The sequence below is a fragment of the Micromonospora fluostatini genome (assembly GCF_050410825.1).
GTDB lineage: Bacteria > Actinomycetota > Actinomycetes > Mycobacteriales > Micromonosporaceae > Micromonospora > Micromonospora rosaria.
Genome location: NZ_CP191251.1, coordinates 2,288,071 through 2,312,045, shown reverse-complemented (window position 1 = coordinate 2,312,045; position 23,975 = coordinate 2,288,071). Strand labels below are relative to the sequence as shown.

General features: G+C 73.8%; 21 protein-coding genes, 1 pseudogene and 1 riboswitch. Of the genes and pseudogenes, 8 read left to right on the top strand and 14 right to left on the bottom strand.

The genetic code is table 11. The annotated features are described in order from the left end of the window. Positions 1-115: 115 nt before the first annotated feature. A pseudogene (locus ACQUFX_RS09960) lies at positions 116-976 on the top strand (TIGR04500 family putative peptide maturation system protein); the annotation flags it as partial. After that, positions 973-3,129, top strand: a complete 2,157-nt coding sequence (locus ACQUFX_RS09955; protein ID WP_428965712.1) for a peptidase domain-containing ABC transporter — start codon at positions 973-975, stop codon at positions 3,127-3,129. The pseudogene ACQUFX_RS09960 and the gene ACQUFX_RS09955, both read left to right, overlap by 4 nt. 136 nt (positions 3,130-3,265) lie before the next feature. Here the strand turns inward: ACQUFX_RS09955 and mmsB are convergent, their stop codons facing one another. From mmsB to ACQUFX_RS09920, 7 genes are all read right to left on the bottom strand, one after another. Then, the gene (gene mmsB, locus ACQUFX_RS09950; protein ID WP_428965711.1) at positions 3,266-4,516 is read right to left on the bottom strand and encodes a multiple monosaccharide ABC transporter permease; all 1,251 of its coding nucleotides are present in this window, start codon (positions 4,514-4,516) and stop codon (positions 3,266-3,268) included. Then, entirely contained in the window at positions 4,513-6,051 is a 1,539-nt protein-coding gene (mmsA, locus tag ACQUFX_RS09945) for a multiple monosaccharide ABC transporter ATP-binding protein (RefSeq protein ID WP_428965710.1), read from the bottom strand. Before mmsA ends, mmsB begins: the two co-directional genes overlap by 4 nt. Positions 6,052-6,154: 103 nt before the next feature. Further along, the gene (gene chvE, locus ACQUFX_RS09940) at positions 6,155-7,162 is read right to left on the bottom strand and encodes a multiple monosaccharide ABC transporter substrate-binding protein (protein WP_428965709.1); all 1,008 of its coding nucleotides are present in this window, start codon (positions 7,160-7,162) and stop codon (positions 6,155-6,157) included. Positions 7,163-7,584: 422 nt separating this feature from the next. Then, a complete protein-coding gene (locus ACQUFX_RS09935; protein WP_428965708.1) occupies positions 7,585-8,235 on the bottom strand; it encodes an RICIN domain-containing protein in 651 nt (216 codons plus the stop codon). Between the two features lie 108 nt (positions 8,236-8,343). Beyond that, positions 8,344-9,735, bottom strand: coding sequence for a glycoside hydrolase family 43 protein (locus ACQUFX_RS09930; protein ID WP_428965707.1), 1,392 nt, complete (start codon positions 9,733-9,735; stop codon positions 8,344-8,346). Positions 9,736-10,183: 448 nt separating this feature from the next. Continuing rightward, positions 10,184-11,170 (bottom strand): LacI family DNA-binding transcriptional regulator, encoded by a 987-nt coding sequence (locus ACQUFX_RS09925; RefSeq protein ID WP_428965706.1) that lies wholly within the window; start codon positions 11,168-11,170, stop codon positions 10,184-10,186. Between the two features lie 478 nt (positions 11,171-11,648). Next, positions 11,649-13,070 (bottom strand): LacI family DNA-binding transcriptional regulator, encoded by a 1,422-nt coding sequence (locus tag ACQUFX_RS09920; RefSeq protein WP_428965705.1) that lies wholly within the window; start codon positions 13,068-13,070, stop codon positions 11,649-11,651. 217 nt (positions 13,071-13,287) lie between these two features. Further along, positions 13,288-13,461, top strand: a riboswitch (cobalamin riboswitch). Positions 13,462-13,492: 31 nt separating this feature from the next. On the opposite strand from ACQUFX_RS09920, the gene ACQUFX_RS09915 reads away from it, so the two are divergent. The 4 genes from ACQUFX_RS09915 to ACQUFX_RS09900 are packed head-to-tail and all read left to right on the top strand — an operon-like array spanning position 13,493 to position 16,129. Beyond that, positions 13,493-14,182: an energy-coupling factor ABC transporter permease gene (locus tag ACQUFX_RS09915; protein WP_428965704.1), complete on the top strand. Its 690-nt coding sequence runs from the start codon at positions 13,493-13,495 to the stop codon at positions 14,180-14,182. Beyond that, positions 14,179-14,505, top strand: a complete 327-nt coding sequence (locus ACQUFX_RS09910; RefSeq protein ID WP_428965703.1) for an energy-coupling factor ABC transporter substrate-binding protein — start codon at positions 14,179-14,181, stop codon at positions 14,503-14,505. Before ACQUFX_RS09915 ends, ACQUFX_RS09910 begins: the two co-directional genes overlap by 4 nt. Beyond that, entirely contained in the window at positions 14,505-15,284 is a 780-nt protein-coding gene (cbiQ, locus tag ACQUFX_RS09905) for a cobalt ECF transporter T component CbiQ (protein WP_428965702.1), read from the top strand. The genes ACQUFX_RS09910 and cbiQ overlap by 1 nt, the downstream gene beginning before the upstream one ends. After that, a complete protein-coding gene (locus tag ACQUFX_RS09900) occupies positions 15,281-16,129 on the top strand; it encodes an energy-coupling factor ABC transporter ATP-binding protein (RefSeq protein WP_428965701.1) in 849 nt (282 codons plus the stop codon). Before cbiQ ends, ACQUFX_RS09900 begins: the two co-directional genes overlap by 4 nt. A gap of 43 nt (positions 16,130-16,172) precedes the next feature. On the opposite strand, the gene ACQUFX_RS09895 is transcribed toward ACQUFX_RS09900, so the two are convergent. Further along, positions 16,173-17,093 (bottom strand): ion transporter, encoded by a 921-nt coding sequence (locus tag ACQUFX_RS09895; RefSeq protein ID WP_428965700.1) that lies wholly within the window; start codon positions 17,091-17,093, stop codon positions 16,173-16,175. A gap of 307 nt (positions 17,094-17,400) precedes the next feature. On the opposite strand from ACQUFX_RS09895, the gene ACQUFX_RS09890 reads away from it, so the two are divergent. Then, positions 17,401-17,787, top strand: coding sequence for a DUF1622 domain-containing protein (locus ACQUFX_RS09890; RefSeq protein ID WP_428965699.1), 387 nt, complete (start codon positions 17,401-17,403; stop codon positions 17,785-17,787). A 36-nt stretch (positions 17,788-17,823) separates the two neighbouring features. On the opposite strand, the gene ACQUFX_RS09885 is transcribed toward ACQUFX_RS09890, so the two are convergent. The 6 genes from ACQUFX_RS09885 to ACQUFX_RS09860 form a co-directional block, all read right to left on the bottom strand. Then, the gene (locus ACQUFX_RS09885) at positions 17,824-19,059 is read right to left on the bottom strand and encodes a hypothetical protein (RefSeq protein WP_428965697.1); all 1,236 of its coding nucleotides are present in this window, start codon (positions 19,057-19,059) and stop codon (positions 17,824-17,826) included. A 19-nt stretch (positions 19,060-19,078) separates the two neighbouring features. Then, positions 19,079-19,954: an oxygenase MpaB family protein gene (locus tag ACQUFX_RS09880; protein WP_428965696.1), complete on the bottom strand. Its 876-nt coding sequence runs from the start codon at positions 19,952-19,954 to the stop codon at positions 19,079-19,081. After that, positions 19,951-21,174 carry an MAB_1171c family putative transporter gene (locus ACQUFX_RS09875; RefSeq protein WP_428965695.1) on the bottom strand — a complete coding sequence of 408 codons (1,224 nt, stop codon included), beginning with the start codon at positions 21,172-21,174 and terminating at the stop codon, positions 19,951-19,953. Before ACQUFX_RS09875 ends, ACQUFX_RS09880 begins: the two co-directional genes overlap by 4 nt. Before the next feature lie 4 nt (positions 21,175-21,178). Next, positions 21,179-21,754, bottom strand: a complete 576-nt coding sequence (locus tag ACQUFX_RS09870) for a hypothetical protein (RefSeq protein ID WP_342671933.1) — start codon at positions 21,752-21,754, stop codon at positions 21,179-21,181. Beyond that, positions 21,745-22,275: a hypothetical protein gene (locus tag ACQUFX_RS09865; RefSeq protein ID WP_428965693.1), complete on the bottom strand. Its 531-nt coding sequence runs from the start codon at positions 22,273-22,275 to the stop codon at positions 21,745-21,747. Before ACQUFX_RS09865 ends, ACQUFX_RS09870 begins: the two co-directional genes overlap by 10 nt. Before the next feature lie 408 nt (positions 22,276-22,683). Continuing rightward, positions 22,684-22,941 carry a cell division protein SepF gene (locus ACQUFX_RS09860; protein WP_428965692.1) on the bottom strand — a complete coding sequence of 86 codons (258 nt, stop codon included), beginning with the start codon at positions 22,939-22,941 and terminating at the stop codon, positions 22,684-22,686. A 167-nt stretch (positions 22,942-23,108) separates the two neighbouring features. On the opposite strand from ACQUFX_RS09860, the gene ACQUFX_RS09855 reads away from it, so the two are divergent. Beyond that, positions 23,109-23,945 (top strand): ABC transporter ATP-binding protein, encoded by an 837-nt coding sequence (locus ACQUFX_RS09855; protein ID WP_428965691.1) that lies wholly within the window; start codon positions 23,109-23,111, stop codon positions 23,943-23,945. Positions 23,946-23,975: the final 30 nt, after the last annotated feature.

Below are 23,975 nucleotides of genomic sequence, written 5' to 3'. Positions count from 1 at the left end.
GCCCTGCTCGACGCCGCCGTGGCCCTGGCCCGGGAGCTGACCACGGCCCGCGCCACCCTGCGCGACGCCACGGAACAACTCGCGCCCCTGCGGGCCCGGTGGGCCGCAGGCCGACCCCGCGCTGGCCCGCGACGAGGAGGGCAGCGACGGCTCGGTCTCCTTCGACGTGCTGCTGCGCGAGCCCACCGGCACCGTCTCCGTCGCCTACAGTCCGGCACCGGCCCTGCCCTGGCCGCTGCGCGGGGCGCTGCGGCATTCCGAGCACCACCTCGCCCGGGTCGGACCCCGGACCCTGCTGGTGGGGGAGGCGCTCACCGCCCTCGACTTCCTCTGGTACGACCACGACGTGCTCGTCCGGCTCGTCGACACCAGCCTGATCCGGGCCGAGTTGGAACGGTGCCCGATCCCGGTCTCCGACGCCGACCTCCAGGCCGCCGCGGACGCGTACCGTCGGGCGAAGGGGCTGCTCGACGCGGCGTCGACCGCCCGGTGGCTCGCCGAGCGGGGACTCACCGAGGTCGACTTCACCGAGCTTGTCGCCGACACGGTGGCGGTCGCCCGGCTCCGCGAGAAGATCGTGGGCGACCGGGTCGGGCGCTGGTTCGAGGCGCACCGGTCCACGTTCGACACCCTCGTCGTCGCGTGGACCGCCGACGGGCCGCTGCCGGCCGACCGGGACGACGCCCTCGCCGCCGTGGCCACCGCCGTCCGCGCCGGACGCTCCGCCGGGGTGCTGCGGGTGCTGGCCGCCGAGGCGGCCCCCGAGCTGCGGGCGGCCACCGGGCCGGTGCCGACGGTGGTCGGAGGAGTTGCGGTCACCGCGCTGCCGGTGGGCCGGGAACCGGCCGTGCTCAACGCCGTCACCCGCCCACTCGTCGAGCGGGCGATCTTCGACGACTGGCTGGCGCAGGCCCGCGCCGCCGTGGACATCGAGTGGTTCTGGCTGCCCCGGGACCGCACGGCGCCGCTGACGTGAGCCGCCGTCGGCGGGTACCGGTGATCCTCCAGGTCTCCGCCACCGACTGCGGACCCACCGCCCTCGCCATGATCCTCGCGGCGGCGGGCCGGGCGGTGCCGGTGTCCCGGCTGCGCGCCCGGCTCGACGTCGGCCGCGACGGGCTGAGCCTGCGCGACCTGCGCGACGCGGCGCAGGAGTGCGGCCTGCGGTGCCGGGCGGTCGCGTTGCCGGCCCTGCGGCAGGACGCGACCCGCCTGCGGGAGCTGGCCCTGCCCCTGGTGGCGCACTGGAACGGCGACCACTACGTGGTGGTGGAGCGGGTCGGCCGGCGGGGCGTCGACGTCGTCGACCCGGCCGTCGGCCGGCGCCGGCTCACCCCGGCGGAGTTCTCGGCCGGGACGACCGGGGTGGTGCTGCTGGCCGAGCCCGCCGGGCCGGCGCCACCACCGGTCCGGGAGCGCTCGCCGATGCGGACGCTGCTGGTGCCGCTGCTGCGCCCGCACGTCCGGCTGCTGGTCCTGCTGGCGGTGGCGTCGCTGCTGATCACCGCCGTGGGCCTGGCCGTGCCCTGGGCGACGGCGGCCGTCATCGACGCCACCGCCCCACCCGACGCGTCCTGGTTCGGCGCGGCCGTCGGGCTGGCGGTGGCGACCGGGGCGCTGGCGCTCGTGCGCGGCCTCACCGGCACCGTGCTGCAACGGCGCATCGGTACCCGGATCGGCACCGACACGGTGACCCGGCTGTTCGAGGTGGTGTACGGGTACTTCCAGCGCCGCTCGGCGGGGGACCTGATCGACCGGGTCCGCGCCGCGGTCTCGCTGCGTGACCTGCTGGCCTCCTCGCTCGTGGCCACGGCGCTCGACGCGGTGCTGGCCACCGGCTACCTGACCGTGGTCGCCGTGCTGTCGCCGGTGCTGGGCCTGGTGGCCGCCGCCGTCATCGGCGTGCAGGTCGGCACGGCGCTCTGGCTCGGCCGCCACGCCGGTGCCCTGCAACGGGAGGAACTGCTCGCCTCCGGTGAGGAGTCGGCCCGGCTGGCCGACGCGCTGCTGGGCATGGCGGCGGTCCGGGTCGCCGGGGCCCAGCGGCGGGTGCTGAGCCGGTGGCAGGAGTCGTTCCAGCGGGGCGTCTCGGCCGCGCACCGGCTGGCCCGGCTGTCGGCGGTGTCGGACGCGCTCCTGTCCGCGTGGTCGGCGGCCAGCCCGGTGCTGATGCTCCTGGTGGCGGCCCGGCAGGCCGGCTCACCGGGCGAGGCGGCCGGCCTGGCCGCGCTGGCGGTCGCCGCGATCACCCCGGCGGTGGCGCTGGCGCAGCGGCTGCCCGCGTTCACCCTGCTGCCGCCCACCGTGGACCGGCTGGCCGACATCGCGCAGGCCCCGGTGGAGCAACCGGCCCCCCGCCGTCCCGCGCCCCGGCTGACCGGGCGGGTCACGCTGGAGGACGTCGGATTCCGGTACGACCGGCGGTCGCCGTGGGCGCTGCGGGGACTGACCGCCCAGGTGTCGCCGGGCACGAAGGTGGCCGTGGTGGGCGGCTCCGGCAGCGGCAAGAGCACCCTCGTCGGCCTGCTCACCGGGCTGCACACGCCGACGCAGGGGCGGATCCGCTTCGACGGCCTCGACCTGGCCACGCTGGACCTGTCCTCGGTCCGCCGGCAGATCGGCGTGGTGCTCCAGGAGACGTACGTCGGGGCGGGCACCCTGCGCGACGCGCTGACCCTGTCCCGTCCGGACGCCACCGACGAGGCCATCGCCCGCGCGGTCCACCTCGCCGCGTTCGACGACGACCTGCGGGCCATGCCGATGGGGCTGCACACCCGGTTGGGTGACGGTGGGGCCGGCCTGTCCGGCGGGCAACGCCAACGCGTCGCCCTGGCCCGTGCCCTGCTGGCCGAACCCGCCCTGCTGATCCTGGACGAGGCGACCAGCGCGCTCGACACGGTCACCGAGGCGACGGTCGAGGCGGGGTTGGGCGGGCTGCCCATGACCCGGGTGGTGATCGCGCACCGGCTCTCCACCGTCGCCGACGCCGACCTGGTGCTGGTGCTCGACCGGGGCCGGGTGGTGGAGTGGGGTCGCCCCGGTGACCTGCTGACGGCCGGTGGCCCGTTCGCCCGGCTGGCCGGTGCCGCCCGGGGGACCCGGTTCACGGCCCGCGCCCGCGTCCGGTGAGACGCCGACGCCGCCCGTCCACCGTGCACGCCCGGCCACCATGCACGCCCGGCCTGGCGTGTACGCCCTGTGCCGCCCTGTGCCGCCCGGCCACCGGGTCCCCGGCGTCGTCGTGCCGTCGGGGACCCGGGGCGGGTCAGCGGGACGTGCCGGCGCGGCGCTTGTTGTACACGTCGAAGGCGACGGCGACGAGCAGCACCAGACCCTTCACCACCGACTGGAGGGACTGGTCGACGTTCATGAGCTGCATGCCGTTGCTCATCACCGCCATGATCAGACCACCGACCATGGCCCCCACGACGGTGCCCACCCCGCCGGTGACGGCGGCGCCGCCGATGAACGCCGCCGCGATCGCGTCCAGCTCGAACATGTTGCCGGCCGCCGGTTGCGCGCCGTTGGAGCGGGAGGAGTAGATGATCCCGGCGACGGCCGACAGGAAGCCCATGTTCACGAAGATCCAGAAGTTGACCGTGCGTACCTTGACCCCGGACAGCATCGCCGCGGGCAGGTTGCCGCCGATGGCGTAGACCTGGCGGCCGAAGACGGTACGCCGGGTGAGCAGGCCGTAGACCAGCACGAGGACGGCCAGGATGACCAGCACGATCGGCAGGCCCCGGGCGTGGGCCAACTGCCAGGCGAAGTACATGATGACCGCGCCGACCAGCAGCACCCGGGCGACGAACAGCGGGAACGACTCCACGGCCTGCTGGTAACGGATCCGCGCCACCCGGGTCCGGAAGCCGCTGACCGCGTACCCGGCGACCGCGAAGGCTCCGATGAACAGGGTGAAGGCGTCGAAGCCGTCGCCGCCGAGGAGCCCGTTGAGGAAGCCGGCCGCGATCCGCTGGTACTCGGCCGGGAACGGCGACAGCGAGATGTTGTCCAGCACCCGCAGGGTGAGGCCACGGAACAGCAGCATGCCGGCGAGGGTGACGATGAACGCCGGGATCCCGGCGTACGCCACCCAGAAGCCGTGCCAGGCGCCGACCGCGATCCCGACGGCCAGCGCGGCCAGCACCCCCACCCACCAGGGGTGACCCTGCTGGATCACCAGGACGGCGGAGACCGCCCCGGTGAGCGCCACCACCGACCCCACCGACAGGTCGATGTGACCCCCGACGATCACGATCACCATGCCGATCGCGAGCACCAGGATGTAGCTGTACTGCAGGACGATGTTGGTGATGTTGCCCGGACTGAGCGAGACGCCGTCGGTCCGGATCGCGAAGAGCGCGACGATGACGACCAGCGCGATGTAGATGCCGCTCTGCCGCAGGTTCCGAATGATCAACTGGCGCGGGTCGCTGCTGCCGGTGTGCAGGGCGAGGGCGGGGGCGCTCTCCGACGCCGCCGGGTCCGCAGTCGAGGGGCTCTTCGTGCTCTTCATCCGACCAGGTCCTTGTCCTTCGCCATGAGCTGCATGAGTTTCTCCTGGGTGGCCTCACCGGCCGGCATCTCGCCGGTGATCCGCCCGGCCGACAGGGTGTAGATGCGGTCGCACATGCCGAGCAGCTCCGGCAGCTCGGAGGAGATCATGATGACCGCCTTCCCGGCGGCCACCAGCCGGTTGACGATCGTGTAGATCTCGTACTTCGCGCCGACGTCGATGCCGCGGGTCGGCTCGTCCAGGATCAGCACGTCCGGGTCGGCGAACAGCCACTTCGACAGCACGACCTTCTGCTGGTTGCCGCCGGAGAGCGTGCCGACCACGGCCCGGACGCTGGGCGCCCGGATGCTCATGTCGCGCCGGCTGGCCTCGGCGACCCGGTTCTCCTCGTGGTCGTTCACCCACCCGAGGCGGGCGAGCTTGCCGAGCGCCGCGGCGGAGATGTTGCGCCGGATGTCGTCGATGAGGTTGAGCCCGTAGCGCTTGCGGTCCTCGGTGGCGTACGCGATGCCGTTGCGGATCGCCTCCGCGACGGTGCGCGCCCGGATCTCCCGGCCCCGAAGGAGCAGCCGGCCGGTGACGTCCCGCCCGTACGAGCGGCCGAAGACGCTCATCGCCAGCTCGGTCCGGCCGGCCCCCATCAGCCCGGCGATGCCGACCACCTCCCCGGCCCGGACGGTCAGGGTGGCGTCGTCGACCACCAGACGGTCCTGGGTGGGGTGGCGCACCGTCCAGTTCTCGATCCGCAGCACCTCCTCGCCGGGCTCGCTCACCCGGTCGGGGTAGAAGCTGTCCAGGTCCCGGCCGACCATGCCCCGGATGATCCGGTCCTGGGTCACCTCGCCGGCGCCCACGTCGAGCCGTTCCACGGTACGACCGTCCCGGATCACCGTGATCGAGTCGGCTATCGCGGTGATCTCGTTCAGCTTGTGCGAGATCATGATGCAGGTGATCCCCTGGTCCCGCAGCCGGCGCAGCAGGTCGAGCAGGTGCGCCGAGTCGACGTCGTTGAGCGCGGCGGTCGGCTCGTCCAGGATCAGCAGCCGTACCCGCTTCGCCAACGCCTTGGCGATCTCCACCAACTGCTGCTTGCCGACGCCGAGCTGGATGATCGGCGTGACCGGGTTCTCGTCGAGCCCGACGGAGGCCAGCAGCTCACCGGCGTCGGCGTTGGCGCGGTTCCAGTCGATCAGGCCGCTGCGCCCGCGCCGCTCGTTGCCGAGGAAGATGTTCTCGGCGATCGACAGGTACGGCACCAGCGCCAGTTCCTGGTGGATGATGACGATGCCGTGGGACTCGCTGTCCCGGATGCCCCGGAAGTGCACCGGCGTGCCGTCGAAGACGATCTCGCCGTCGTAGCTGCCGGTCGGGTGGACCCCCGACAGCACCTTCATCAGGGTGGACTTGCCGGCGCCGTTCTCGCCGCAGATGGCGTGGATCTCGCCCCGGCGGACGGCGAGCGAGACGTCCTGCAACGCCGTCACGCCGGGGAAGGTCTTGGTGATGTGACGCATCTCGAGGATGTTGTCGTCCACGGTCACTTTCCTCGTCCGTGTGCTGGTCGGATCGGTCGGTCCCGCACAGTGCGCCCGGGTCCGGCGGGCGTCGCCCGACGACCGCCGGACCCGGACGGCCCGGTCAGCCCTTGGCCCGACCCGCGGCGACCTCCTCGGCCGTCCAGTAGCCGGAGTCGACAAGCTTCGCCTGGATGTCCTCCTTGTAGACGGTCTCCACCGGCAGCAGGTACGACGGCACGACCTTCACCTTGTTGTCGTAGGTGGTGGTGTCGTTCGCCTGCGGCTGCTTCTCCTGGAGGAACGCCTCCGCCGCGATCACGGCCTGCTCGGCCAGCAGCCGGGTGTCCTTGAAGACGGTGGAGCCCTGCACCCCGTCGTTGATGAGCTTGACCGAGGCGATCTCCGCGTCCTGGCCGGTCACCACGGGGATCTTCTTGCCCGCCGCGCCGTACCCGGCGTTCTGCAACGCGGTGATGATGCCCCGGGAGATCCCGTCGTACGGGGACAGCACGCCGTCGACCTGCGTACCGTCGTTGTAGCTGGAGGTCAGCAGGTCCTCCATCCGCTTCTGCGCGGTCTCCTGCTGCCACCGCAGGGTCGCGGCCTGCTCGATCCTGGTCTGGCCGGACTTCACCACCAGCGACTTGTCGTCGAGGAACGGCTTGAGCGTGTCCATCGCGCCGTTGAAGAAGTACTGCGCGTTGTTGTCGTCGAGCGAACCGGCGAAGATCTCGATGTGGAACGGCCCGGTCGCGGGGCCCTTCGCGTCGTCCTTGGTCTTCAGGCCGAGCCCGACCAGCAGCGCGGTGGCCTGGGCGACCCCGACCTTGTAGTTGTCGAAGCTGACGTAGAAGTCGACGTTCGGGCTGTCCAGGATGAGCCGGTCGTAGGAGATGACCGGGATCTTCGCCTCGGCCGCCGCCTGGAGCTGCCCGCTCAGCGCCGTCCCGTCGATCGCCGCGACGATCAGCACGTCCGCGCCCTGGGTGATCATCTGGTCGATCTGCTGCGACTGCGTCGGGATGTCGTCGCCCGCGTACTGCAGGTTGACCTGGTACCCCTTCGCGGTCAGCTTCTCCTTCACCGAGTTGCCGTCGGCGATCCACCGCTCGGAGGTCTGGGTCGGCATCGAGACGCCGATGGTCAGATCCGTCGCGTCCTTTCCGGCGGTGTCACCGCCACCTCCGGCACCCTCACCACTACAGGCCGCCAGGCTGAGTGCCAGGACGACACCGCCGAGCGCTGCCAAGAACTTCCTGCCCACAGGCTTCCCCTTCCCCGGACGAGTGCGGTCAGCCAGACCGAAACGTGCTCGCGGCCCTAGTGTTAGCGCTCACATCGTTGATGGTCAACATGAGCCCCGCAATCCAGCGGTCACGTTCTCGTAACGGACTGGCCGGCGGCGGGCGACCCGGTCCGGATCGGACGGTGTGCGGTCCGACCTGGATCACGGGCCGACCCGGGGCCGGACCGCTCCCGGCCAGCGGGTGTCCGCCCGCCACCCCGGGCCCGCCGGCGCGGGGGCACACCGGCGCGGCGGGGTGGGCACCGTCAGACGAACCGCCAGCGCTGGTGGTCCGCGCCGTGGTCGTCCCAGATCACCACCGGAGCGCCCGGCCCGGCCGAGCCGGCGGGCACGGCGAGCACCCGCCCGCCACCGACGCACTGGATCCGGAAGTACCCGTCCGGGTCGTGGCGCAGCCGCCACCGCTGCTCGGCGACGCCGGTGTCGGGCCACTGCCCGACCCGGGCGCCGTTGGCGCTGCCGGCGGTCGCCACCCCGAGGACCCAGCCGCTGTGGGCGTTGCGCAGCCGCAGGTAACCGGTGGTGTCCACGATCGCCGTCCAGAGGTGGTCGGCGGCGCCGGGGTCGCCGTGCTGGACGACGACACCACCCTCCCCGGCGGAGCCGTGCTGGACGCCCAGCACCAGTCCACTGGCGAGGTTCTGGAGCCGGCGGGCGCCCCGGGGCGCGAACCGCCACAGGTGCTCCGGCGCGCCGGGGCCGGACCCGCGCGCCACCCACGCGCCGCCCGCGTGGCGGCCACCGTGCGTCGCGAGCCGCGGGTACGGACGGCCGGTACGGGCCCGGGGCGATCCGGCGCCGACCCCGATCACCGCGCCGCCGCGGTGGGCGAAGGTGTCGGTCGACGGCCGGCGGGGGACGTGGTCGGCGGTGGGCATGGTCTGGACACCGAGCACCTTTCGGCTGGTGGTGGCACGGAACCGGGGACGGCCGGTGGAGGGTGGGGCGCAGCGGTGACCGGGCGGGCCGGGGCGCGGATTCCCCTGGCCCGCCCGGTCCAGGCGCTACGGCGTGAGGCGGAAGGTGGCGTCCTGCCGGTCACTGGCGCTGGAGCCACTGCCGAGCGGGTCGATGCGCAACTGGTAGCCGGCGTGCCGGAGGTAGTGGGTCGGGAAGTTGTGCGACCGCAACGACGACCACGCGGAGTCGGCCAGCCCCGGGGTGCGGTGGAAGGTGGCGTCGGCCCGGAACGTGGCGCTGTTGTCGTTCGGGTCGAGCCGCAGCACGTACCCGCTGTGCCGCAGGTACGAGCCGGGGACGTTGACCGACTCGAAGGAGACCCCGGCGGCGTCGGCCAGCCCCGGCACCATCCGCCACAACTGGTCGCGGTACGGGTCGAACGGGTACGCGTCGAGCCGGGCCAGGCCACCGGTGTGCCGGACGTACCGGTCGGGGAAGTTGGACGACTTCAGCCGTACCCAGGCCGGGGCGCCCCACCGGGAGACCAGGCCGGCGTACTCCGCCTCGGTGACGCCCAGGATCGACCCGTGCTTCACGTTCAGCGGCGGGGTGTAGTCGCGCTGGTTCAGCACGCTCCACGAGTTGCCGCCGATGCTGCCGGTCGACCAGGCGTAGAAGTCGTTGTTGACCGGGCTGAAGGAGTCGCCCCACAGCCACCACCCGGTGCCCTCGTTCCGCTTGACCAGCAGCGGTCCCTCGATGGCGTTGCCCTGCCGCAGCCCGCTGGTGTACGTGGTGAAGCTGTTCGGCGCGCCGGTGCCGGACCGCGCCCCGTACAGGTTCCCGTCGGCGAGGTTCTTGTAGTAGAGGTACGTGACGCCGCCGTCGACCACGATGTCGCCGTCGAGGACCGGGAAGCCCGGACTGAAGTAGACCTGCGGCGCGCTGACCGTGCGGAAGTCGGACGTGTAGTTGACCAGGAAGACGTCCTGCCCGCCGTTGTTGTTGGAGTACACGATGCCGTACTGCCCCCGGGCGGCGTCCCAGAAGACGGTGGGCGCCCAGGTGTGGGTGGGGTACGAGTGCATCCGCAGCAGGCGGTACCCGGTGAAGCTGGTCAGGTTCGTCGAGTCCCACACGTGCAGGTACGGGCTGTTGCGGCCGAAGTCGGTGCCGATCAGGTCGGTCGCGATCACGCCGAAGGTGCCGTCCTGCTTGCGGAAGACGAACGGGTCACGCAGGCCGAGGGTGCCGGCCGTCGGGGTGGCGACCGGGTTGTTCTGGTTCAGCGGCGTCCAGTTCAGGCCGTCCCGGCTGACCGCCAGGTGCAGGCCGTAGTTCGCCCCCTGGAAGGTCGGCGTCTCGGTGAAGTAGGCCCAGACGTAGGCGGTGTTCGTGGCAGCCAGGGCGGCGCGCGGGGTGGCGGCCACGCCGGTGGCGGCGAGGGCGGAGGAGGCGAGGGCGCCCAGGGCGAACGCTCGTCGGCTGAGGGGCACGGTGTCGACCTTTCTGGCGACGGGGACGGTGGCGCGGGCGCTCGGGCCCACGGGTGGGGTGGTGGTGCGCGCGGCGGGTCGGTGCGGAAGGGGTGGGGTGCCTGCCGCCGGGGCCGGTGGGTGGGGCGCGTGCTGCCCCCGACGGGGCCTGTCGATCTCCCTCCGGATGCGTCCAGCGTGATACAGAGGTATCGATGTGATCGCTAACATACGCCGGGCTCTACGGGACGGCAAGGCCGGATTCGGCCCGGTGCGGCGTCGGCGGCGCACCCGGGCGGCGGCCGGCCCACGCGTCCGCCCGCGAACCGGGTGCTGCGGGTCACGGCCGCCACGCGCGGACCCGGCGGTGCTGAAGTCGCGACAGGCCGCGCGGTCTGAACCCGGGGGACGCTGGTCGCGGCCGGGCGGCCCGTGCGGCGGGCACCCGGCGACGCCGCCGGCCCGTGTCCTAGCTCGACGGTGGGGCGACGCTCTCCCGGGTGATCAACGTCGGTGCGACGGTCTGCCGCAACGTGCGGTCCGTGCCGGACTCGATCTGCGTCAGGAGCAGGGCGAGGCTCGCCTCGGCCACGGCGTCGAAGTCGGGGCGCACGGTGGTCAGTGGCGGAATGAAGTACGCCGCCTCCGGTACGTCGTCGAAGCCGACCACGCTGACCTCCTGCGGCACCCGCCGGCCGTGCTCGTGCAGGGCCCGCAGCACACCCAGCGCGAGATGGTCGTTGGCGGTGAAGACGGCCGTCACGCCCGGCATCCGGGCCAGCATCTGCCCGCTGCGGTACCCGGACGCGGCGGACCAGTCCGCCTGCAGCACCGGGGGGACCTCGGCCCCGGCCGACCGCAACGCCGCACGCCACCCCTCGATCCGGCCGGCGCTGTCGAACCAGTCACCCGGCCCCGAGACGTGCCACACCGTCCGGTGCCCCGCGTCGAGCAGGTGCCGGGTGGCCAGCCGGGCCCCCTCGACCTGGTCGACGGTCACCAGCGGCACGGGCCGCCGGGGATCGCCGTCGACGGTCACCAGCGGGACGTCGGTGGGCAGGCACTCCAGCGCCTCCCCGGCGGACTCCACCGGCGCGATCACCACGATGCCGGCGACCCGGTGCGCCAGGTGGCGCTCCACGGCCTCGACGATGGACCGGCGGTCCAGACTGCGGACGCTGCCCACACTGACCGCGAACCCCGCGTCCGCCGCCGCCAGCTCGAACGCGGACAGCAGCGAGGCCGGACCGTAGAGCGTGGTGTTCAGCGCCACCACGCCCATGACCTGCGAGCGGCCGGTGACCAGCGCGCGGGCCGCGCCGTTCGGGCGGTACCCCAGCTCGGTGATCGCCGCCTGCACCCGGATCCGGGTCTGCTCGCGGACGTTCGGGTGCCCGTTGAGGACCCGGGACACGGTCTGGTGCGACACCCCGGCGAGGCGGGCCACGTCTCTCATCGCGGGACCGCGCGCGGTCATCCCACCCCCACCTCTCGTCCGTCACCGCGATCCGTTGACGACGGCGGCCGGGGTCGACCCGTCCGAGCGGAGCGGGTCGTACGGCCGGGGACGGTCGTCGTGGGACAACGCTAGATCAGCGAGAGTCTACGCCGACGGCCGTGCCGGATGGCACGGCCGAATGCCGCGTACGGTCAGTGACGTTCGTCATCACCGAGCGCAGGGCGGCTGTGGTGGGGGTGGCGCGGGAGGGCTCTGTCGGCTTCTTTCCCTTCGTGGAGCGGCTGTGGTGGCGCCGGGGCGTCGGCGTCACGCTCGTCCGCCCGGGCAGGTGGCAGGCCTGCCGAGGCGCGGACCGACCCCGACCCCGGCGGGCCGGGCCCGTGTCTATCGACCGGACCGGATGTTACAGAAACAAGTCGTACCCGACAAGGACAGGTTTCCGCGCCGCCCACCCCGCCGGCCGGTGCGGGGCGTGTCACCGGGTCGCCGGAGGCGCGGTGCTCTCGCGCACCACGAGGGTGGTCGCCATCTCGATCCGGGGCTGGCTGAGGCTCCCGTTCGCGGCCAGCGCCAGGACCATCCGGGCGGCCATCGCGCCCATCTCCACCAGCGGCTGCCGGACCGTCGTCATCGCCGGACCGCACCAGCGGGCCCCGGGCAGGTCGTCGAAGCCGACGACGCTGAGCTCCTCGGGGATGCGCCGGCCGGTCAGGCGGGCCGCCTCGTAGACCCCCAGCGCCTGCAGGTCGTTGCCGCACAGCACCGCCGTGGGCGGCTCGGCCAGGCGCAGCAGCTCCTGCCCGAGGTGCAGACCGTCCTCGAAGGAGAACCAGGCCCCGGTCCGCACCAGCCTCGGGTCCAACCCGGTCCCGGCCGCGTCGAGGGCCGCCCGGGCCCCGTCCAGGCGGGCCTTGGCGCACAGGCGTTCGGTCGGCCCGCTGATCACGGCGATCCGCTGGTGGCCCAGGTCGAGCAGGTGCCGCGCGGCCTCGAACGCGCCGCTCCAGTTGGTCGACGCCACCGAGGGGACGGTGTGCAGTGGCGGTTCCCCGGTCGGGTCCAACGCCACCAACGGGATCCCGCTGGCGCCGAGCAGGGCGTGTTGTTCGGGAGTGAAGCCCAGGTGCACCACGATCACTCCCGTCGGCCGTCGGGCCAGCAGGTGGCGGGCCCAGTACCGACCCTCCGACACCTGTTGCCGGGCGTCGGTGAAGCCGACCGCCAGCCGGTGCGCGCCAGCGATCTGCTCCACCCCGTGCAGCAGCGCCACCGCCAGGTTGCTCTGCATCCCGTAGAAGACGACCTCCAGGGTGGCGCTCGGGGCGACGGTCTCCGGCCGGCGGTAGCCGTGCTCGCGCAGCAGCGCCTCCACCCGGGCCCGGGTCTGCGCCGCCACGCCCAGGCGGCCGTTGAGCACCTTCGACACCGTCGGGGCCGACACCTCGGCCAGGCGGGCGATCGTGGTCAGCGTCGTCTCCCGCCGCCGCCGGGCCCGCACCGGCGCCTCCACCGGGTCCGGTGCCGGGCCCAGGGCCGTCACCGGACCCGGTGGAGGCAACGGTCCCGGTGGCGGCGCTGATCCCGCTGGCGGTGTCGGGACCGGTGGCGGCGTCGCGGGGCCGGCGGTCGGCTTCGGGGCCGCCGGCCCGCCCGGCTGCTCGTCGACCGGCCACCGCGACGGCACCGGCCGGGTGCCGCCCACCGCGTCGAGCAGCCGGACCCGGACCGCCTCGGCCTCCTCGGTCGCCCGGGGCCCCGCCGGCACCGTCTCGGTGAGGTAGCGCCGACGCCGCGACACCGGGTCGATCCCGGCGTACACCCGTACCCGCAGCGAACCGCTGGGCAGCCGCTCGATCTCGCCGCGCGCCCGCCGGCCGGTCCTGGAGCCAATCGACATGGAGCCAACCTATGTGGTCGACTGCTCCACGTACAGCTCCACGATGGCTCCACGGGGCGAGGGCGCGGGCGGTCGCCGCGACACGTCGGCCGGCGACCGGTCGTCGGCCCGGCGCTCGGGTCATCGACGCTGGTCAGCGCCGCGCGCCCGCCGGCCCGGCCGCTCCCGCCCACCGGCCGGCGGGCCGGGACCCCTTGCCGACGGGGCCGGATTGTCGATACCGTCGCGCCGTCGCGGTAACGGGAAGCCGGTGTGGAACCGGCGCGGCCCTCGCCACTGTGACCGGGGAGCACGCTCCGACTTGCATGCCACTGGGTCCTTCCGGGCCTGGGAAGGCCGGAGTACGCGACGATCCGGAAGCCAGGAGACCGACCCCGACGGTGTGATCTCGTCCACGAGGTGTTGGAAGGGGAGGTCTCCTCATGCACATCGCTGAGGGCTACCTACCACCGGTGCAGGCCGCGGCGTGGTTCGCGGTCTCGGCACCGTTCGTCGTCCACGGTGCGCGCAGCCTGGTCCACGAGGTCCGGGCGAACCCGGAGGCCAAGCTGCTGCTCGGCGCGTCGGGGGCGTTCGCCTTCGTCCTGTCGGCCCTGAAGATCCCGTCGGTCACCGGCTCCTGCTCGCACCCCACCGGGGTCGGGCTCGGGGCGATCCTGTTCCGGGCGCCGGTGATGAGCGTGCTCGGCACGATCGTGCTGCTGTTCCAGGCGCTGCTGCTGGCCCACGGCGGGCTGAGCACGCTCGGCGCCAACGTCTTCTCGATGGCCGTCGTCGGCCCGTGGGTGGCGTACGGCGTGTACCGCCTCGGGCGGCGGCTCGGCGGTGGCCTCGGGGTCTCGGTCTTCTTCGCCGCGGCCCTGGCGGACCTGGCCACCTACTGCGTGACCAGTGCCCAACTGGCGCTGGCCTTCCCGGACCCCGACTCCGGCTTCGTCGGGGCGCTGGCCAAGTTCGGGTCGATCTTCGCCCTCACGCAGATCCCGCTGGCCGTCAGCGAGGGCCTGCTCACCGTGCTGGTGATCCGTCTGCTGACCCGGGTCAGTCCGGACGACCTGCGCCGGCTCGGCATCCTGCGCCGGCCGGCCCCGACCCCAGGAGCGGTGGCATGAAGCGCTTCACGCGGACGAACCTGATCCTGCTGCTGGTCGTGGTGGCCCTCGCCGTGGCCCCGCTCGTGCTCGGACTCGGCCGTGGCGAGGAGCCGTTCGCCGGCGCCGACGCCCTGGCCGAGGAGGCGATCGTGGCGAGCCACCCGGACTACGAGCCCTGGTTCTCCTCGCTCTACGAACCGCCCTCCGGGGAGATCGAGTCGGCGCTGTTCGCGCTCCAGGCCGCCCTCGGCGCGGGCTTCCTCGGCTACTACTTCGGCGTCGCCCGGACCCGGCAGCGACTGCGTGGCACGCCGGGACCGGGCACGACACCCGTCGACTAGTGCTCGCCCTCGACGCGGCGGCGTACGCCGGCCCGTGGCGGTACCGGCATCCGGGGGAGAAGGCCCTGCTCGCCGTCGGGCTGCTCGGCTGCGCCCTGCTGCTGCCGGCCTGGCCCGGCGGCGCGCTGACCGGGCTGACGGCGGCGGCGGTACTGCTCGGGCCGGCGGGGCTGCCACCCCGGGTGCTGCTGCGGGCGGTCCGGGCGCCGCTGCTGTTCATCGGCACCGGCTGCCTGCCGATGCTGGTGGCGGTCTCCGGGCCGGGCAGCGTGCGGTGGGCGCCGGAGGGCCTGGCCACGGCCGCCGCCACCGCCTGCCGGGCCGGGGCCGCGCTGCTGTGCCTGCTGCTGTTCGCCGCCACCACCCCGCTGGCCGACGTGCTGCCCCGGCTGCACCGCCTCGGCGTCCCCGTGGCGGTCACCGAGGTCGCCGCCCTGACCTACCGGATGCTCTTCCTGCTGCTCGACAGCGTCCGCGCGGTCCGCCAGGCGCAGGCGGCGCGGCTGGGCTACCGCACCTGGGCCGCCGCGCACCGGTCGCTGGCCGGCCAGGCCGGGGCGGTCTTCGTCCGCGCCTTCGACCGGGCGCGCCGGATGGAGGAGGGACTGGCGCTGCGCGGGTACACCGGTTCGCTGGCCGTGGTGACCGAGGTGCGCCGCCCGTCGGCGGGATTCGTGGCCGGCACCGTGCTCCTCCTCGCCGGGGTGGTGCTGGCCGCCCACCTGCTCCCCACCGCCACGGCGCTGCTGCCCGACCTGCCACCGGTGGCCGACCGGTGAGCCCGCCGCTGGTCGAGCTGCGGTCGGTGGGGTTCGGCTACGAGCCCGACCGGCCGGTGCTCACCGACGTCGACCTGGCCGTACCGGCCGGCCGCCGGTGTGCGGTGCTGGGCCCCAACGGGGGCGGCAAGACGACGCTGTTCCGCCTGATGGTCGGCGCCCTCCCCGCCGGTGACGGTGCGGTGCTCGTCGACGGGGTGCCGCTGCGCCGCACCCGCTCCGGGCTGCTGGCGCTGCGACAGCGGGTGCAACTGGTCCTCCAGGATCCGGACGACCAGCTCTTCGCCGCCACCGTGTTCCAGGACGTGTCGTTCGGGCCGGTGAACCTCGGTCTGCCCGAGCCGGAGGTCCGTCGGCGCTGCGCCGAGGCCCTCGACGCCCTGGAGATCACCGACCTCGCCGACCGCCCGACGCACCTGCTGTCGTACGGGCAGCGCAAGCGGGTGGCCATCGCCGGGGCGGTGGCGCTGCGCCCGGCCCTGCTGATCCTCGACGAGCCGACCGCCGGCCTGGACCCGTACGGGGTCGAGGCGCTGCTGCGTACCCTCGACGGTTTGCACGCGCGCGGCACCACCCTGATGCTCGCCACCCACGACGTCGACCTGGCCTACCGGTGGGCCGACGAGTTGGTGCTGGTGGCCTCGGGCCGGGTCAGTCCCGGGGTGCCCGGTACGGCGTTGGCCGGTGGTGACCTGCTGGCCGGCGCGCGGTTGACCCCGGCCTGGGCGCCGTTGGTGCACCGGCTGCTGGACCGCACGCCCGGGCTGGCCGGTGCCCGGCCGCGCTCACCCGACGAACTCGCCCGGCTGCTCGTCGACCCCGGGGGCGACCGGCCGGCCAGGTGACCCGGCCGGCCCGCCGTCGCCTGACCCGCCCCGCCGCCGGGGGTCAGCGGCTGGCGGCCGTCCGTTTCCGGCCGCGACCACGGGGCCCGGCCGGTTTCCGGGGCGGCGGACCGGCCGGCGGCAACTGCCGTTCCAACTCGTCGATGATGGCGTGCAACTGGGCCAGTTGCTCGCGGACCGAGGGCTCGGGCGGCTCGTCGTGCGGGGGCGGCCGGCCGATCCGCGCGGCGGCGGCCCGCTCGTCCTGGTGCGCCTCCTGCAACGCGGTGAGGACCAGCCCGACGAGCAGGTTGGTGAGCAGGTAGCAGGCGGCGACCATGTACGACACGTAGTACAGCACCGCCCAGTCGCTGACCTCGCGGCCGGCCTGGAGCGTGTCGGTGATGCCGTCCAGGGAGAGCAGCAGGAACAGGGTCAGCATCGCCTGCCCGACCGTGCCGTACCGCTGCGGGTAGGCGGTGCCGAACAGCATCCAGCCGAGCATCGCGTAGCCGTACAGCAGCAGGCCGGTGACCAGCAGGAAGCTGCCGAGTCCGGGGAGGCTGCGGCGGATGCCCACGAGGATCACCCGCAGACTGGGGAAGAGCCGGAACGCGCGGACGATCCGGGCCAGGCGCAGCAGGCGCAGGATCGTCACGTTCTCCCGGATGCCGGGCAGCAGCGGCGCGGTGATGATCACCAGATCGAACACGTTCCAGGGATCCCGGAGGAACCCGAGCGGAGCACGCAGGTGGGCCCCGAAGCGGATGAGCAACTCCAGCACGAAACAGGCCAGGCAGGCGTACTCGACGGCCCGCAGGGCGGGACCGACGGCGGTGACCACGCCACCGTAGGTCTCCAGCCCGAGCGCCACCGCGTTGGCGACGACCACGACGAAGCTGGCGAGGTTGAACCAGGGGGCACCGACCAGCGCCGCGCACGCCTCGGCCAACCGGTGCAGCGGGGCCCGGGAAGGGTTCGTCATGGTTCTCCTCGACCGGCTCTAACCGGACGGCAGCCTATGGCATGTCCCTGACGGCGCCGCGCGCCGGACCAACCACAAAGGACCTGTGCTGGTCGGCGGGAAGCGGCCACCCCGGCAGCGCGATGATCCGAACCACCGCCGGGGTGGCCGCCCGAAGAAGGCGAAACCCACCGGATCGGCCGACCGGATGCGCGATGGTGGGGTCCGGCGGCGCGACCCTCGCCCGCCCCTGTCCGGCGACGGCGCGGCCCGCTGTCGACCTGCCCCGTACGCCGGACCGGCCAGCGGAACGTCAGCGGGAGCACGGGTGGTGGCGTCGACGAAGGAGGTGGTCCAGTGGATCGGGAGTCTGCTGGACCTGGCCGGGGTGCTGGTCATCGCCGTGGGCGTGGCCGTCGCCACGGTGGCGTTTCTGCTCCGCTACCGACGGACCCGCAACCTGGACGAGGCGTACCCGCCGTACCGGCAGGGGGTGGGTCGGGCGATCCTGCTCGGCCTGGAACTCCTCGTCGGTGGTGACATCATCCGGTCGGTGGCGGTCGAGCCGACCTTCCAGAGCGTCGGGGTGCTGGCGCTGATCGTGGTGGTCCGGACCTTCCTCAGCTTCTCCCTCGAGGTGGAGTTGGAGAGGCGCCTGCCCTGGCAGCCGAAACGGACCGCCCCGGCCGGGGCGAGCGCATCCGGCCGGACCTGAATCCTGCCCCGCCACCCGGGTCAGGTCAGGGGCCGGTCACCGTGCGGCCTGCCAGGCGGCGGGGCAGGGGGCGGGCAGGGGCTCGGCCCGCCGGTGGTGCCGGGCCGGCTCGGCGAGCCGGAGCAGCCGGTACATGGTGCGCCGCAGCAGCGGTCCGGCCCGGCCGGGCCGGCTGGTCACCGCGGCGGCCACCGCCCGGTGGTCGATCCGCCGCGCCGCGTCGAGTTGGGGGGCCAGGGGCCGGTGCGGAGCCAGGCGGCTGGCCCCGACACCCACCAGGTGCTGGGGCGTGCCCTCCGCGACCGGGGGCGGACTTCCTGGCCGGGCCGGTGGGTCCGGCAGGAGCAGCATCCGCCGGCCGATCGCCGCGGCGTACGCGGGGACGCAGCCGTGGTCGCCGACGACGTGGTCGGCGGCGACGACGAGGCTGCGCCAGTCCACGGTGGGGTCGGGCAGGAGCAGGCCGGCCGCCAGGCAGTCCCGCAGCCAGGCGCGGACCTGCCGGTGCCCGTGGGCGTCCCACACGGCCGGGTGCAGCAGCGCGGCCACGCGGTACCGGCGGGCGGGCAGATCCGCCAGCACCGTGGGCAGGAGATCCGGACGATGCCCGAAGAGGCCGTCCCGGCCCCAGGTGGAACTGACCACGACGAGACGCTGGTCGTCGTCGACGCCCAGGGCGTGCCGGTAGGCCCGCCGCCGGGACAGGCTCGCGACGAGCCGGTCGAGACAGGGGTCCCCGACCACCACGGCGGCGTCGAGCGCCGGTGGACACTGGCGGCGGAGCACGTCGAGTTCGTGGTCGTGGGCGAGGGCGCTGGCGAGGACCCTGCCGTCGTGGAGCAGCCGCTGGGCGTCGAGGCCGTAGACGGGCGGGTCCGTGCCGGGCGGGAGCCCGTCCGGCACGGACCGGACCGGCTTGGCGTGGCCGGCGCCGTGCGCCATCACCAGCAGGGGCGCGTGCAGGTGCCGCAGGCCCCCGTGAGCGGCGGCCACAGCGAGGTCGAACCGTTCCCGGACGGCCTGCTGCCAGGGCAGCACCAGCGCGTCCAGCCGCTCCAGGTAGCCGGCCACCCGGTGGTTGAACACGTCCGGACCGACCGTGAACACCACCTGGATCCGGGTGTCGCCCTCGATCAGCCCGATGACGTCCAGCAGCCGTTGGCAGCTCACCATGGAGTGCGCCACGGCCAGCACGGTGCGGCGTACCGGTCGGGAGATCCAGTGCCCGGCGTCGATGCCGATCGGGGCCTTCGGCCACTCGGGAAAGGTCACGTCCGGTCCTGGCCGGCGGTCAGCCGGTGCCGGCCTGGTCGGGGGCCGGCGTCGGTCGGGGGCCGAGCCGCTCGATGTCGTACCCGTGCGGGTAGGTGCGGGTCCGGATGCCGTCGGCGAACAGCGGCGTACGCCGGGGCCGGCCGCACCAGCGCAGCAGGCGGGCCCGCCCGCGCAGGGCCAGGTGCAGCCCGAGCCGGACCGGCCGGGTCGGCTCGGTGACCCGGGTGGCCCGGCGCAGCGGCGCGTCGTACATGGCGCTGACCAGCGCGTCGCCCAGCGGCGCGAGGAGCCGGGGCAACCGGGTACGCATGAGTGCCCGGGTGGCCCGCTCGATGGTCGCCGCGTCGTCGTTGGGTCGCAGGCGGGCGGTGTCGTACCGGTCGAACCAGGACGCGAACTCGGCGTACGAGGCGGGAAGGCCGGTGACCCCCATCCGCCGGCCCAGTTCCCGGTAGAACGCGTGGGTGGCCCGCCGTTCGTGACAGCAGGGCCGGCGCCAGCCGTACCGGTCCAGCCAGCGGGTCGGGACCACCACCAGGCAGCCGAGCACGTACCGGTGGTCCTCGGCGTCGATGTCGTGGCGGCGGTGGATCTGGTTGATCCGGCGCAGCGCCGCCCGGCCCCGGGGGTGCTCGAAGCCGTGCAGCACCATCTCGTACATCAGCAGGCCGGTGTCGTCGATGCGCTGCTGGGTCCGTTCGGTCAGCTCACCGGTCCCGACGTGCACCCGGGCGATCTCCGGCACCGAGAAGGACCGGTTGAAGGCGAGGTTCAGGCCCAGCTTCATGTCCCAGGGGAACTCCAGGCGCAGCATCGTCTGGTAGATGGCCAGGTGGTCCCGCTCGGGGTCGAGGCTGCGGATCCGGGTCAGGTTCGCGTACCGGCCCCTCATCGCGGCTGACCCCCCACCGGCGGGCGTGCCTCGGCCCCGGTGGCCGCCACCGCCCGGGCCACCACCGGGCAGTGCGCGTACGCGTCGGTGACCAGCCCCAGCCAGGCGACCTCCCCGGCGTAGCCGCCCGCCGGCCGGTGCAGGTCGTCGGCGGGCTGGGGGTCGTCGGCGAGGGTGCCGCTGCGGTACGCGCGCAGCGCGCAGGCCAGTTGCGCGGCCTCGACGGCGGCCCGCCGGTCGTCACCGTACAGCCCGGCGGCGTCGGCGAGGCGCTCGGCGACCCCGGTGACACCCGCGTCCAGGTACGGGCGCAGGGCCAGCCGGCCGTCACGGATCTCGGCCACCCGGCGGGTCAGCGCGTAGTCGATGTCCCGCAGGGCGGTGAACGGCCGGCGCAGGCTGTCGTCGAGTTCGAGTTGGGGCAGGGCGTCGATGAGGTCGTCCCACAGGGGGCCGAGCCGCCGGTAGGCGCGCAGGTCGGCGAAGCGCCGGGTGACGGTGACCAGTGGACCCCAGGCCGGCATGGTCAGGCCGGAGAGCATCAGCAGGGCGGCGATGGTGACCAGGACGGCGGCGATCTCCTCCTCCCCGGCGGGCCGCCGCCCGGACCAGTGGGCGACCAGGTAGCCGGTCTTGTTGGCGCTGTACAGCAGGGCGAAGACCGCGCCGACGGCGGTGACCCGCAGCCCGCGCCGCAGCCAGGGCCGCCCGCAGAGCCGGGCGAAGCGCCAGCACAGCCGGGTGATGTCCACGCAGTACGCGAGGAAGCCCATCGCCATGAAGATCAGCAGGTACGCGGTGACGACGGGGTCGGTGGCGTACTCGACGGTGAGCCGGACCGGGGTGTCGTAGGTCAGGGTGTACCCGAACAGGGCGACCATGACGGCGAAGGTGCCGCCGGTGACCCAGATCCACCTCCGGGCGCGGGCCGCCGCCCGCTCGGCCGGCAGCGCGAGGTGCAGCAGCATGGTCTCGGCGCCGGCCGCGATGGTCAGCGCGCAGCCGTGCGAGACGACCTTGGCCAGGTTGGGCAGCCCGGTGGCCTGGTCGATCGCGGCGGCCAGCGGCGGGACGGCCAGGGTGATCCCGGCGGCGAAGGCGCCGAAGGCGACGCAGATCGCCCGGCGGGCGTGGCTGGGCCGGCGCCGTTGCAGGCGCAGCATGTACCCGAAGGCGAGCCAGCCGGTGACGGCGCACAGGGCGTAGAGGACGACGTCCACCGGCTCACCGGTCCGGGTGTTCCAGCGACTGCCGCAGCCGGCCGTACAGCTCGGCCTGGTGCTGCTCCAGCGGCGACTCGGGCACCTCGCCGTGGGCGTCGCGGATGCGGCGCAGCAGCAGCGAGCCGATCATCTCGGCCTCCCGTTCCGCGTCGGCGTCGTAGTTGCTGCGGCCCAGGAACCGCCGCACCAGTTGCGGGTCGAGGTCGGGCAGGAGCAGCCGGGAGGCGTCCGGGTCGAGCAGGGCGGTGGCCCGGTGCCCGGCGAGTAGGTGCCCGACCTCGTGCCCGATGATCAGGATCTGGTGCAGCGGCGAGGTGTCCTGTTCGTAGAAGATCGCGTCGAAGTCGCCGGTGGGCACCCACATGCCGCACACCGTGTGCATGGGCAGGCTGATCGGGACCAGCCGCAGCGGGCGACCGCGCCGCGCGCCGAGCACGCGGCACAGCTCGTGGATGTCGAACGGTTCGGGGACCCGCAGGTCGGCGAGGAGCCGTTCACAGTGCTTGCGAAGTCGGTGCAGTTTCACGTCTGCGCACTCCCGCCCGTCGGCCTGCTGCCACTGCAGGATCAGCACCACTGGTCGCGTCCACCGTCGGCCGGGCCCGTCGGGCCGGGGTCGCCCTGGTCGGCGACGGCCCGTAACCGGGCGACCATCTGCTCCACGAGTTGCGTGTCGGTGGGGGAGAGCCCGGCGTCGGTGAGCACCTGACGCAGCGCCACCTGCCGGACGTCCATCCGACGCAGCTCGGTGAGCAGGGCGATCTGCTCCTCGACCCGGCGGGCCGCGGCGTCGTCCACGAAGTACCCGGAGTGGACACCGAAGGCCCTGGCCAGGGCCAGGATGTGGGACATCCGGGGATCCCGGGCCACCCCCCGGCGCAGTTCGCCGACGTACGCGGCGCTGATGGTGACACCGGTCTCCGCCGCGACCGTGTTTATCTTGTCGGCGATCTCCCTGTTGGTGTAGCAGCGTCCCGGTTCCTCCGCCTCGCCGAGTTCCTCGGGGGTGGGTCGGATCTTCTCGAACAGGTACTCGAGCCGGGCCGCGAGCGTGTCGAGTGGGGGCAGTCGCTGTTCCCCGTACTGTCCATCGAGCATGACTGTCGTCCCTCCGCGGCGTTAACGACAGTGTCTCAGGTGACGGTGCCCGCGAAACAGGTGTTGACACCGCCACCGACGGCGCGCGTATGCTCGCGTTGCCTAAGCAACACGTGTTGAGCGATTTCGGTTCCTGCTCAACGCCTGTTGTGCAAGTGGGGGGCCGAGCTGGTGGGCCCGACCGTCCGAACGGGATCAACGGTGGGGGAAGGGTCCGTCCCGAGTTCGGGGCGCAACGGGGGGATCAGATCCGTGAGCCCTCGTTGCTGGCGTGCTCGGCCCGCCAGCGGGAGTGGTCCACCGTGGCCAGCCCGTCGGGGGGAGGGGCCGAGCGACGTCGCCGGGCCGCCGGAGAGGGCCCCATCCTCTCCGATCGGTCCGGCGACGGCCGTCGCCCGGCGCGGCCGGTCAGGCCGACGTGACCGCGGGTCGCGCCGTGCCGGTCGGGGTGCGGCCGGCGGGCGGGTGGAGCACGAAGACCCCGGGGGTGACCCGCTCCATCGCGCCCTCACGCCCGATCACCAGGCCCGAGGCGAAGTCGACGAACGACCGGGCGTCGTCGGGGGCCAGCCCGGTCAGGTCCAGCACCACCGCGAACCCCTCGCGGAAGTAGTGCCCGATGTAGATCGCCTCGTCGTAGCTTCTGGGGCGCAGCGTCTTGATCATGTGGCCCGGTCTCCCTCCGCGACGCCGTGCGGGGCCGGTGCGGCCCGCCCCCAGCTTCCCACGGAAGGGCCTCGGTTCCCCCCGCGCGGGGCCGGACGCGGCCCGCGTGCCGGGCCGGTGGGAACCCGACTTGACGCGCCTCAAGAAGGTTAGGCTAGCCTAACCGCATGTCCAACGGTGAAGCGCCGATCCATCCTGCGGTGGGCCTGCGGGGGCGGGATCTGCGGCTGGGTTACCACGGGTCGACCGTGGTGCACGACGCCGCGATCACGCTGCGGCCCAGCCGGGTGACGGCCCTGGTCGGCCCGAACGGCAGCGGCAAGTCGACGCTGCTGCGGGCGCTGGCCCGACTGCACCCGGTGGACCACGGCGAGGTGCTCCTCGGTGACGGCTCCGCCGCCGCCGGGCTGCCGGCCCGGGAGTTCGCCCGGCGGGTCACCCTGCTGGCGCAGAGCCGCCCCGTCCCCAGCGGCGTGACCGTACGGGACGTGGTCGGCTACGGCCGCCACCCGTACCGGGGCCGCTGGCGCGCCACCGACCCCGACGGCCCGGAGATGATCGCCCGGGCGATGGCGGTGACCGGGGTGACCGCGATGGCCGACCGGCCGGTCGACGAGCTCTCCGGCGGTGAACTCCAGCGGGTCTGGCTGGCCACCTGCCTGGCCCAGGACACGCCGGTGCTGCTGCTCGACGAGCCCACCACCTTCCTCGACCTGCGGTACCAGGTGGAACTGCTCGACCTGATGCGGGACCTCGCCGACGAGCACGCCGTTGCCGTCGGAGTCGTCCTGCACGACCTCAACCAGGCCGCCTCGGTCGCCGACGAGGTGGTCCTGCTGCACGGCGGGCGGGTCCGGGCCGCCGGCACCCCGCAGGAGGTCTTCACCGAGCCGGCGCTCACCGAGACGTACGGCATCCGGATCGAGGTGCTCGCCGACCCGACCACCGGGCTGGTCTCCACCCGACCCGTGGGGCGGCACCGGCTGCCCCGTGTCCCCGCCTGAACCGACCCATCCTGTTGACCAGAGAGACGA